Source organism: Chryseobacterium sp. SSA4.19 (genome assembly GCF_022601875.1).
In the GTDB taxonomy this organism is placed as follows: domain Bacteria; phylum Bacteroidota; class Bacteroidia; order Flavobacteriales; family Weeksellaceae; genus Chryseobacterium.
The window spans coordinates 91,471-103,617 of record NZ_JAKVIP010000010.1; the positions used below are offsets into that span (position 1 = coordinate 91,471).

Annotated in this window: 9 protein-coding genes; 4 read left to right on the forward strand and 5 right to left on the reverse strand. The window is 40.0% G+C overall.

Annotation, left to right across the window (positions count from 1 at the left end):
• The first annotated feature begins 12 nt into the window (after nt 1–12).
• From MKJ01_RS09010 to map, 3 genes are all read left to right on the forward strand, one after another.
• Entirely contained in the window at nt 13–1,131 is a 1,119-nt protein-coding gene (locus MKJ01_RS09010) for an HlyD family secretion protein (protein WP_241614324.1), read from the forward strand.
• 279 nt (nt 1,132–1,410) lie between these two features.
• On the forward strand, nt 1,411–3,003 hold the full coding sequence (locus MKJ01_RS09015) for a hypothetical protein (protein WP_241614325.1): 1,593 nt from the start codon (nt 1,411–1,413) through the stop codon (nt 3,001–3,003).
• A gap of 327 nt (nt 3,004–3,330) precedes the next feature.
• Nucleotides 3,331–4,095 (forward strand): type I methionyl aminopeptidase, encoded by a 765-nt coding sequence (gene map / locus MKJ01_RS09020; protein WP_241614326.1) that lies wholly within the window; start codon nt 3,331–3,333, stop codon nt 4,093–4,095.
• A 104-nt stretch (nt 4,096–4,199) separates the two neighbouring features.
• On the opposite strand, the gene MKJ01_RS09025 is transcribed toward map, so the two are convergent.
• The 3 genes from MKJ01_RS09025 to MKJ01_RS09035 form a co-directional block, all read right to left on the reverse strand.
• Nucleotides 4,200–5,654, reverse strand: a complete 1,455-nt coding sequence (locus tag MKJ01_RS09025) for a sigma 54-interacting transcriptional regulator (protein WP_241614327.1) — start codon at nt 5,652–5,654, stop codon at nt 4,200–4,202.
• Between the two features lie 128 nt (nt 5,655–5,782).
• A complete protein-coding gene (locus MKJ01_RS09030; RefSeq protein WP_241614328.1) occupies nt 5,783–6,925 on the reverse strand; it encodes a VWA domain-containing protein in 1,143 nt (380 codons plus the stop codon).
• A gap of 134 nt (nt 6,926–7,059) precedes the next feature.
• Nucleotides 7,060–8,130, reverse strand: a complete 1,071-nt coding sequence (locus MKJ01_RS09035; RefSeq protein WP_241614329.1) for a ParA family protein — start codon at nt 8,128–8,130, stop codon at nt 7,060–7,062.
• Between the two features lie 292 nt (nt 8,131–8,422).
• Here MKJ01_RS09035 and MKJ01_RS09040 point away from each other — a divergent pair, with 292 nt between their 5' ends.
• Nucleotides 8,423–9,130, forward strand: coding sequence for a bifunctional 2-polyprenyl-6-hydroxyphenol methylase/3-demethylubiquinol 3-O-methyltransferase UbiG (locus MKJ01_RS09040; RefSeq protein ID WP_241614331.1), 708 nt, complete (start codon nt 8,423–8,425; stop codon nt 9,128–9,130).
• A 20-nt stretch (nt 9,131–9,150) separates the two neighbouring features.
• On the opposite strand, the gene MKJ01_RS09045 is transcribed toward MKJ01_RS09040, so the two are convergent.
• Together MKJ01_RS09045 and metG are read right to left on the reverse strand one after the other, a co-directional pair.
• Nucleotides 9,151–9,828: a hypothetical protein gene (locus tag MKJ01_RS09045; RefSeq protein WP_241614332.1), complete on the reverse strand. Its 678-nt coding sequence runs from the start codon at nt 9,826–9,828 to the stop codon at nt 9,151–9,153.
• A 56-nt stretch (nt 9,829–9,884) separates the two neighbouring features.
• Nucleotides 9,885–11,921 (reverse strand): methionine--tRNA ligase, encoded by a 2,037-nt coding sequence (gene metG, locus MKJ01_RS09050; protein WP_241614333.1) that lies wholly within the window; start codon nt 11,919–11,921, stop codon nt 9,885–9,887.
• Nucleotides 11,922–12,147: the final 226 nt, after the last annotated feature.

A 12,147-nucleotide genomic window follows, 5' to 3' on the forward strand; every position in this document is an offset into this window, starting at 1 on the left:
AAAAATAAAACAATGGAAAACAAGGGACAAAATACTCAGAACACACAGTCGCCTCCGTCCTCAGCGGTGGCTGCAAAGAAAAAAGAAACGAAAAAAAATAAAATCAGAAGCATTATTTCCAATATCATCGTATTTGTGGTCATCGGTTTCGGCCTGTTCTGGTTAATATGCGAATATTTTCATATCGGGGATAAAACCTACACAGAGGCTGCCCAGGTGGAAGAATTCATTAACCCGGTCAATACGAGGGTTTCAGCCTACATCAAAGAAATTAAATTTATTGAACACCAGAAAGTTAAAAAAGGTGATACATTGGTTATACTGGACGACCGTGAGATCCTTACACAGCTCGGACAGGCAGAAGCCACGTATCAGAATGCACTGGCACAGCGTGCGGCTACCAGTTCATCTGTAAATACCGTAGCCAATAATGTAAATGTAATGGCCTCCAACATGGCAGGCGCAAAAGCAAGACTATGGAATGCGGAACAGAACCTGAACCGATACAGGAATTTACTGGCTTCAGAAGCTGTAACCCGGCAGCAATACGATCAGGTAAAAACCGAATATGATGCCCAGAAAGCAGCTTATGAAACCCTGGCTAACCAGAAGCAGTCGGCCAGTTATTCCACAACGGAAGTAAAAAGCAAGTTCGGAATTATTGATGCCGAAATCAAAAGAGCCAAATCGGCTCTGGAAATGGCAAAAATCAATTTATCGTATACGGTAATCACAGCACCTTATGACGGGGTGATGGGAAGGAGAACGATTTCAGAAGGCCAGCTGATCCAGCCGGGCCAGCAGGTTGCAACAATTGTTTTAAACGGGCAGAAATGGGTAACGGCGAACTTCTTGGAAAGCCAGATGCCGAACATCAAAGTAGGAGAGAAGATCATGATGACCGCAGATGCATTAGGCGGAAAAGAATTTGAAGGAGTGGTCACTGCGGTTTCAGCAGCCACCGGTTCCAGATATTCCAGTGTTCCGACCGATAACTCTACAGGGAATTTTATCAAAGTCCAGCAGAGAATCCCGGTACGGATCGAGTTTACATCGGCTAACCAAAAAGCAGCAATAGACCAGCTGAGTGCCGGAATGAATATGAACGTGAGAATTAAAACAAATAAATAGACAGGAGATTTCGCACGCTAGACATCAGACTTTTGCAGTAGGAAGTATATTAGATATAGTATTTTGATGCAATATAAAAAACTGCTTAAATCTGATAATGTACTATCTGATATTTATCTATTAATGCAGATGCCAATGAAAGATTTCATACACAGGAATCTTCATCAGGAGAATATAAGATAAGCAGATATCTTTAAATCCAATAAAAAACCAAAATTAAGATCGCAGATCCTATTGTCTGATGTCTGACCTCTAATTTCTAACCTCTAACCGTAATTTATGTACAATAAAGGATTATATAACGATTGGGTTCCGAAACCCGTGCAGTTTTTGCTGATGGTCTTGCTGCTTACTGTAGTGATGCCGCTGGGAGGAGTGTACACTGGAAACATCAGCTTCGTGGTAAGCGGAACAGGATCAATGACCGAATATTTCATGTGGGCAAATTATGCTTCCACCATAGGGATGGGTGCCTGTATGCCGGTCGTACTGCGGATGAAAATGAGATTTAAGGTACGGGATAAAATGACTTTGCTTCTGGTGCTGTTGGGATTGCTGAGCTACATCAATGCAACAACGATGGAGCCGATGATCTTTGTATTCACGTCTCTGGTAATCGGGTTTCTGAAAATGATGGTGACCATAGAGTTATTCCTGCCGCTGATGACCATGATCGGGAACCGCGGAATGTTTTACGGAGTTTTCTACACCTTTGTGCTGATGATGAACCAGGTAGCAGCATATTATGCCGTGGAAGTTTCCATGATCTATAACTGGCAGCATTTCTACATTTTGGCATCTGTGCTGTGTTTCATGCTGGCACTGATTCACTGGGCGTTTATGCACAATAAGTATTTTGCCCTGAAAGTTCCGCTGCATTACATCGACTGGCTGAGTGTTCTGCTGTTTATCGCCACTTTTATGTTTTCAGCCTATGTTTTCTCATTCGGGAGACAGCAGGACTGGCTGAACTCGAAACATATTGTCAATGCAGGACTCGCTGCTTTTGTAAGCTTTTCCTTACTCGTGATCCGGCAGATGACTTTAAAGAGACCGTATTTGTCATTTACCATTTTCTCAAAGAATAATGTGCAGCATGGTCTGTTTATGCTGTTGTGGCTGGGGATGTTTTTAGGCACGACCTCCATTCAGAATACTTTTGCAGTCGGAGTTTTAGGCTATGATCAGCTGACGAATGCAAGGCTTAACCTCCTGATGATCCCGGGGATTATTCTGGCAGGAATCATAGCCGTCTTCTGGTTCAAAAGGGAAATCCCTCTGAAGATGTTTATTTTCTCAGGTTTCTCTGCCATGATGGGGTATGTGCTGATCATGTACCTCTCAATGGTGCCGGAATTCAGTTATGATAGCTGGTACCTGCCGATGTTTCTGAAAGGATACGGAATGTGTTCGCTGTTTATTTCCGTATGGTTCTATACCCTTGATAAGCTGGAGATGGACGAAATGCTGGCCGCGATCGGGTTGGTTCTCGTATGGCGTACTTTCCTTGCCGTAGGAATATTTTCTGCCCTGTATTCATGGTTCCAGTACCGTTTCCAGGTAATGGCTGTAGGTGATCTGGCCGTGTATATGGATGGAATGAATTTTCCGCCCCAGAATGTTGCTTCCGGCATGAAACTCATTCAGCTGAACGCCATTCTTATTGCGGGTAAAAAGATTTTCGGCTACATTCTCATTGCGGGAACCGGAGTATTGGTGTATGTGCTGACCCACCATTTCGGCAGGGAACGGTTTGAATCCCTGAGATTTATCAGGCTGCTCAGCGGTAAATCCGTGATTGCCAGGAGGCGGCTCCGGGAACGTAAAAAGTTATTGGAAGAAATTAAAGATGCCGCAGGCCCTGCGGTGTAAAAATACCTTGTTTTTCACGAGTAAAGCCCCTGTTCTTATCGTAAGACCGGGGCTTTACGTTTTTTGGGAATTATTTAGGAGCTGTTTCCCGCTTTCACTACTCGCTTTTTTGTTCTTTCAGCGGCGGCTGCAAGCCGCCGCTGAAAGAACAAAAAGAGCTCAGGCAGGCCGTTCAATCGGGGCTAAGAATGGAATGCCGGTCAACATTATTTCTATGATGATTTTCTGACAACTTTGGTTTTAAACGTAAGGCATATTACGGCTTTAAATCAGAAATCGTAACTTTATATTTCCAAATATTTTTATAAACCTCCAAAAAATAATAAGATGTCCATAACCAACGAATATGAAATGACAGGAATGCAGAAAGCCGGTGAAGCTGTCGCATATACACTCAAGGAAATGATTAACTATGCTCAGCCAGGCATGACCACCAAAGAGATTGATGAATTCGGAGGGAAAATCCTTGCGGATTTCGGCGCCAGGTCTGCTCCTTATCTGACGTATGGATTTCCGGGATGGACATGTATCAGCGTAAATAATGAATTCTGCCACGGCATTCCCAGTGATCAAAGGGTTTTAGAAGAAGGTGATTTAATTAATATTGATGTTTCTGCAGAGCTGAACGGATTTTGGGCGGATAACGGAGCTTCATTCATTATCGGGAAAGATATTCATCAGCACCGTAAACTGGTGGATGCTTCTAAAGAAATTCTCCGGAAAGCCATCAGCACGATCAAAGGTGGAGTAAAAATAGCCGATATCGGATTGCTGATGGAAACCGAAGCCAAAAACAAAGGTTTTAAAGTTATCAGGAACCTGGGAGGACACGGCATCGGAAGAAGCCTTCATGAGCAGCCGGATGAACTGCTGAATTATAAAAACCGTTTTGATACGAGAAGATTCAGGAAGAATTCTGTGGTAGCCATTGAAACATTTATTTCAACAACTTCCAATATTGCAGTGGAGCAGAATGACGGCTGGACCATGGTCGGCAATAAAGGCGGATTTATGGCACAGCATGAACATACCCTCATGATCACCGATGGACAGCCTGTAATCTTAACCGCAATGAATGAAATTCTGAATTAAAAGTAAGAAGAGACATTCCTATTCTGCAATTGAAATAATCACATACAAAAATATTCCCTGAAACCTCAGGGAATATTTTTATATAACTAATAACTAAGTTTTGATTAGTTTCTGAAATATGAATTGACATCCGCAGAATCGAATGTAAAAGAAGCCTGGTTTTCAGATTTGTCCAGTTTCTTACTGATGGTCAGTGCCCATAATACCAGTTCTTTACAGAAATTCTGGTCTTCTGTGCTTAACTCAGATGCATTTTCTTCGACTACAGTAGTCAGAGGAATAATGCCGTTAAGTTTGGCATAAAACTCTTCATCAGTATCATGGTAATTAAGCTCGATATGGTTTTTATTGAACCATTGGATCAGGTCTGTATACGGCGTTTTAATGCCTTCTTTTTCCAGTTTGGAAATGCGTGGGAAAATGCTTTCAAACTGGGTCATCACTGCCTGGTCGATCAATATTTTTGCTACATAATCGGCACCTTCCTGCTCACCTTCGTAGACCAGTTCAATTTTTCCGGTAATGGACGGAATAATCGACATAAAATCAAGCAGACGGACTGCCGTTCTTTCAGATCCTGATTCAATAAGGCGCAATTTGGCAGCGGCTACCAGGTTTTCCATGGCACTGATCGTAAGACGTGCGCTTACTCCGCTTTTCGCATCCACATATTCACTGTCACGGGCTGCAAAAGCTACTTCTTCCAAGAGGTTTTTGGCCAGGTCAGAAATCTTGATACTTGCTTTATCTTCTGCAGAAATCAGGGCTTCCTGCTCGGTGATCTGTCTGGCAAGCGCAATACTTTGCGGATAATGGGTGAATATCTGCGAGCCAATCCTGTCTTTTAAAGGGGTTACAATACTTCCCCTGTTGGTATAGTCTTCAGGGTTTGCGGTGAATACAAACTGTATATCCAGTGGCATTCTCAATTGAAACCCGCGGATTTGGATATCGCCTTCCTGTAGAATATTAAACAGAGAAACCTGGATCCTTGCCTGTAAATCCGGAAGCTCATTCAATACGAAAATACATCGGTTGGCACGCGGAATCATTCCGTAATGCAACACGCGTTCGTCAGAATACGGCAGTTTTAGAGTTGCCGCTTTAATCGGGTCAATATCACCGATAAGGTCAGCCACATTAACATCCGGCGTAGCGAGCTTTTCAAAGAAACGCTCAGAACGGTGTACCCATGAGATCGGGGTTTCGTCACCATATTCTGCGATCAGGTCTCTTGCAAATTTGGAAATCGGCCGGAACGGGCTGTCATTAATTTCAGAACCTTTTACAATAGGCATGTATTCATCCAGGAGATTCACCATGCTTCTCGCAATTCTTGTTTTTGCCTGTCCGCGTAAACCCAAAAGGTTGATATGATGGCCGGCCAGAATCGCTTTTTTCAATTGCGGAACTACGGTGTCTTCATATCCCCAAAGCCCTTCAAAAACAGGCTCTTTTGCTTTGATCTTTGTAATGAGATTCGCCTGGATTTCCTGATTGATTGTTTTATCCGTATATCCTGAATTTTTTAACTCTTTAAATGTCGTATCGTTTTTCATTGTATCTTGAGCAGTAATCATTTATACTATTAATATTCTGTGAAATTAAATTTATTAGAAACCAGTCTGAAATCTGCAATCTAATATCTGAAGTCTAAAATCTAATATCTTGCATCTGAAATCTAATATCATATTCTCTTTATTCTGTTTTTTTCGTAATCTTCAAAAATCATCTGTCCCAGTCCTGATAATCCTGTTAAAAAAGCTTTTCCCTGATTCTGGGCCGTAAAAGCTTTTACAAATTTTCGGAGGTAAGGATCCTGGGCAATCATAAAAGTGGTAATTGGAATTTTCAGCTTTCTGGCCTGGGCAGCCCTGTTGAGGCATTGCGAAACAATCATTTCATCCAGTCCGTTGCTGTTCATATAAAATTCACCGGTAGGCAGCTTGATGCAGCTTGGCTTTCCGTCAGTAATCATGAAAATCTGCTTATTGGTATTTCTTTTTCTTCGCAGGATATCCATCGCCAGTTCCAAACCGGCCACCGTATTCGTGTGATAAGGTCCGACCTGTAAATAAGGAAGGTCTTTGATTTTAATCGGCCACGCTTCATTTCCAAAGACAATAATATCAATGGAGTCTTTGGGATATTTACGCTTGATAAGCTCTACCAAAGCCATTGCTACTTTTTTGGCAGGGGTGATCCGGTCTTCTCCATACAGAATCATGGAATGGCTGATATCGATCATCAGTACGGTGCTCATCTGCGCTTTATGTTTTGTTTCCTCGACAATGAGATCATCTTCAGTCAGCCGCAGGTCGGAAATTCCGTTGTTGATCTGTGCATTTTTTAAGCTTTCGGTCATATTTACCGTGGAAAGATCATCGCCGTACTGAAATGACCGGTTTTCTCCGTCCCGTTCATCGCCGACTCCGGTTTTGGTGGTACGGTGGTTCCCGATGCCGCTTTTTTTAAGTTTACCGAAAATCTGGTCTAAGGCAAATTCCCTCAATGCCGCTTCCAGTTTAGCGGTCAGTACATTCTTTCCTTTCCCCGTTCCTGTATTGCCGTCTTCCGGGTCTTTTTCTTCTTTGATATAACCACGCTTTTTAAGGTCTTCCTCAAAATCTTCCAATGTATATTCATCAGTGAAAATATCATATTCCTTATCCAGCATATCGAGCCACTCAAAGGCTTCCTCAATATCGCCTGACGTATGCGTCAGCAGATCTTTGAACACATCAAAAACACGGTCGAAATGAGAGACTTCTTCCGGAACGTGCCTGCTGAACGTGAATCCTTTATGAAAATTTAAATTTTTATTTGTCATTCAATCCATCTTCTTTTGATAGATACAAGTTAGGCAAATTTTAAAGGAATGAAGTATTTTTAAAAATAGAAAATTTGGATGATGGTGATGGAGTTTTATTAACATAAAAATTATAGAATTATTTTTAAATAATTCTATAATAAATTAATTACTGCATCAATAGCATGTAAACAGTCACTAACTGGTTGAGCATTTACTTTAACTTGGTTCCCATGTACAGGATAATATCCTTGTGTCATTGAGCTTAAGTTTTTTCCTAAATGAGCTGATACTACTCCAGCAGTATTAAAATCTCGTAAAGGAATTGAATATTCTTGTCTAAAATCATCAAGATTACTAGGAGCATTAGTCCTTGAAGTAAAGTAATTTGAATTAGAATTATATAGACTATATAAAGTATTTGCAGTAGCATCTGATAATGCTCCAAATGCAGCAGAAGCTCCACTATATTGTGTTAATCTATTTCCAATGATTAAGTGAATTTTAGGAATTTGAATTCTATAGTTGATAGCCTGTGCAGCAAAAGTCCATGTTCCATATATTGGGTGAGGCGGATTTGTACCATGTAAAAGAATTGCCATTGCATTTGCTGCGGTTCTTGATGAGTCATCTGCATTTACTGGTGAAATTATACGATTTACAGCACAAATAGCTAATTCAGTATAGATACCAAAACTAGGATTTGTATCTACGAAAACCATCCAATCTGTGTCAGTTTGATTTGAAACAATATCATCAATTAAATTCCTAAAAATATTATGTATCCAAACCCATGGTTGAGCGGATGGAGTTAAAGATCTTGCGCTTGCTGCATCACTGATTGCTGGAGCCATAGGTTCTAAATTTCCATCGCCACTAAGTAAAAATATATTTTCTGGCATGTTATTGTTAACTGTAGAAACTTTAACTAAATAATTATTAGGATCTGGTAATGGTGCGCCAGAACCGTTGCTTATAACATTACTTAAATAACCGACTACAGTTGTTGGTGTAGTTTGACTACAATAATTAATAACTTGTTGTTCTCCTTGAGTTCCACCGCCAAGTAGCATCATACTGGAATTTGCTTGAGGACAAAGATCAATTACCAAAACATTAATATTTGGATTTAATTCAGCATATCTTGATGCAAGATGAAATGTTATCGTACTTTTCCCAACTCCTCCTTTATTATTCCAAATTGCGTAACTGTTTATTAGTGACATATTTTGTATTAGTTTTTAATTAAATCAAATATATAATTTTAAAATTAGATAATATTATTTTACTTTACTTATATTAAAAAATAGTTTATCTTTTCAGATAATTATATCTATATTCGAAACTAATATTCGTAATAATGGATTAATATATATTCAAAATAGTAATCAAAAGAATTAGATAGAAGCTAATATTATTTTTATTTAAAATTTCAAATAATAAACTAAATTTATACTTTCTGACTTATGGCTATTCTTTCTTGTTAAAAGCCTTATCTTTGTGTCATTAAATTTCATCATGAAAGACCTAATGGGCCAGGCCATCCACGATTATTATCACAACGAAAATCCTGAAGATCTGCAGACCGAAACTTCAATTTCCGAACTGGATGAACTTCCGGTAGAATACCTCTTCAGGGATTTTACAGGGATGAATGCCATTGAGCAGAAAGCGCTTGAGCTGGCGCATGGAAAAGTGCTGGACATCGGAGCGGGAGCAGGTTCGCATTCGCTTTATCTTCAGGATGAAAGAAATGCAGACGTAACTGCCATGGATATTTCTCCGAAATCGATTGAAGTCTGTCAACTCCGCGGAATTAAAAAGACCGTCTGCGAAAATATGCTTCATTTTTCACGGGAAACCTTTGATACGATTTTGTTACTCATGAACGGAACCGGAATTTTCCAGAGCCTTTCTACCATTGATACTTATTTGAAAAAGCTGTATTCATTGCTTCATGAAAACGGGCAGATCCTGATCGATAGTACCGATATCCTGTATATGTTTGACCGTGATGAGGAAGATGGTGGAGTTTTGATTCCGGCCAACGGATATTATGGGGAGCTGGATTATGTGGTGTACTACAAAGGCGAATCGGAGGACCCGATCAGATGGCTGTACTTAGATTTTAATACGCTGAAAAATGCAGCTGAATATAACGGGTTCAGGATTGAAAAGATAGTGCAGGAAGATGATTCTTATCTGGCAAGGCTGACTAAAAGATAAAACGTTTATTTGATTTCCTTTCAATCTAACAAGTCTTTTATTAATTTAAAAACTTGCACGACAGGATAGGCAGTAAACCATCCTTTATAATTAATATACATCATAATAATCATCACTAAAGATAAAATGATGGGAAGTATCAGCGTTTTAGGGCGGTAAGGCAACTTTTTGGGCATCCATGTTACAGACAGTACCAATAGGATTAATGCTCCCAGTGCAATGCTCCCCATTTCAAGATTGTACCTAGAGCTGCTGTTGCTGCCTCCAAAACCTTTTGATAACATATAATTCTGGAAAAAGAAAAAACCGAAGCCGATCAGCAAACTGAAAATGGCTGATGCATATTTTCTTACGGTAAGCAGGTTTAAAAATAACAAAATGGATCCCGGAATAGTGCCGAACAATACGGTAAGTATTGTAATGGCAGTTCTGGAGTGAAGTTTTATGGCAGAAGGGTCTTCTGTAAGATGGTCTTCCCAGATTTCTTTCTCTTCATTTGTCCTGATTTGTTCTTCCTGTTTCTTAGCTAAAATCAAATCATTCACTGCTGTTTTTTCCGATTCACTGAAATGGTGTCCTCTTTCTTTAAGAATTTCAAACGCCACCTGAACAGCTTCGGGAACGAAGCGGTTGTCAGGGTTCAGATATTTTTCTAATTCTCTGTTAGAAAGTTTATTTAAGACATTTCTTTTGATCATTGTTCAGAAAAAAATGGGCATCAGAAAATGCCCATTTATATAGTTAGGATTTATAATTATCCGATTTCAATACCGTTTTCCACGTTGCTGTCATCCGGTGTTACGAAAGATAATTTCCCGTCAGATTTTGTCGTTAACAACAGCATACCCTGAGATTCGATCCCTCTGATTTTTCTCGGTGCCAGGTTCAGTAAAATCATAACTTGTTTCCCGATCACGTCTTCAGGCGTAAAGCTTTCCGCGATCCCTGAAACTACCGTTCTTACATCCACTCCTGTATCTACTTTTAGTTTCAGCAGTTTATCGGCTTTTTCTACTTTTTCAGCTTCAATAATGGTTGCTGTTCTTAAGTCGATTTTCGTAAAATCATCAAAGGTGATTTCTTCTTTCATTGGATTGGCGTTAGGATTGGTTTTTTTATTGTTTTGCTTGGTGTTTTCCAGCTTCTGGATTTGGGCTTCAATAACGTCATCTTCAATTTTTGAGAAGAGAAGAGAAGCTTCATTGATGGTATGTCCGGTTTCAATTAAAACATTCCTGTCTTCAACATTGCTCCATTCTGACTGGTCAACATTAAACATAGTCAGTAATTTCTCTGAGCTGAACGGCATAAACGGTTCGCACAGCTGCGCCAAAGCTACTGCAATCTGAGCTCCGACGAATAGTGAACCGGCTGCCTTTTCAGGGTTGTTTTTAATCGTTTTCCAAGGTTCTTCTGCCTGAAGATACTGGTTTCCGAAACGGGCCAGATTCATTAACGCTGTCAGGGCATTTCTGAATTCATAGTTGTTCAGGAACGTTGAAATTTCTTTCGCTGCTTTATTGATTTCCTGCAACTCCGGAGCATTAATGTCTCCTTGGGGAACCACACCGTTGTAGTATTTATGAATCAGCACTGCCACACGGTTGATAAAGTTCCCGAAAATCCCTACCAGTTCAGAATTGTTTTTCGTCTGGAAATCTTTCCAGGTAAAATTATTATCTTTTGTTTCCGGTGCGGATGACAAAAGGGCATATCTTAACACGTCCTGCTGTCCAGGGAAATCTTCTACATATTCGTGTGCCCAAACCGCCCAGTTTCTGGAGGTCGAGATCTTATCATTTTCCAGGTTCAGGAATTCAAAAGCCGGAACATTGGCGGGCATAATGAAATCTCCATGGGCTTTCATCATCGCAGGGAAAATAATACAGTGGAATACGATATTATCCTTTCCGATAAAATGAACAAGATCAGAACTTTCACTCTGCCAGTAGTCTTTCCAGTCTTTCCCGTTTTTCTCAGCCCATTCTTTGGTAAAGGAAATATATCCGATCGGAGCATCAAACCATACATACAGTACCTTTCCGTCTGCATCAGGGAGCGGAACCGGGACGCCCCAGTTGAGGTCACGGGTCATGGCGCGCGGTTTCAGTCCGTCGTTCAGCCATGATTTTACCTGTCCGTATACATTGGGTTTCCAGTCGTCCTTATGGCCTTCGATAATCCATTCATTCAGAAAATCTTCATATTCATTGAGTGGAAGGTACCAGTTTTTGGTTTCTTTAAGAATCGGGACATTACCGCTCAGCATCGATTTTGGATTGATCAGTTCAGAAGGTGAGAGGGTGGAACCGCATCTTTCACATTGGTCTCCATACGCATTTTCATTGCCGCAATTCGGACAGGTTCCAACAATATAACGGTCTGCCAAAAATTCATTAGCCTGCTCATCGAAATACTGTTCGGAAACTTCTTCTGTGAATTTTCCTTTTTCATACAGCACTTTGAAAAAATCCTGGCTGGTTTCGTAATGCTTTTCAGATGTTGTTCTTGAATATTCGTCAAAAGAAATTCCTAAGTCGGAAAATGATTTTTTAATGATTTCATGATATTTATCCACAATATCCTGAGGCGTTACCCCTTCTTTTTTAGCTCTGATCGTAATGGGGATTCCATGCTCATCCGAACCGCAGATAAAGGCTACGTCTTTTCCTGATCTTCTCTGAAATCTTGCATACACGTCCGCAGGAATATATACTCCTGCCAAGTGCCCTATATGAACCGGTCCGTTGGCATAAGGCAACGCAGCCGTAATCATTTTTCTGTTTGACATCTATTAATAAATTTTACCCGCAAAGATAAGGATTATCTCCGGAATTATTTTGCTTCAAATTTCTCAGCTTTTTAGTCTATTGCTGCTATAGGGTATGATATTAAGTTAAACAAATGTTTAACTAATTATTAATTTAATATCATATTATGCAATACATGTTTTATGTTAATCGTCTGAAAAATAAAATGTTAATATGATAGGGCTCATAATCTACACAATTTTATCT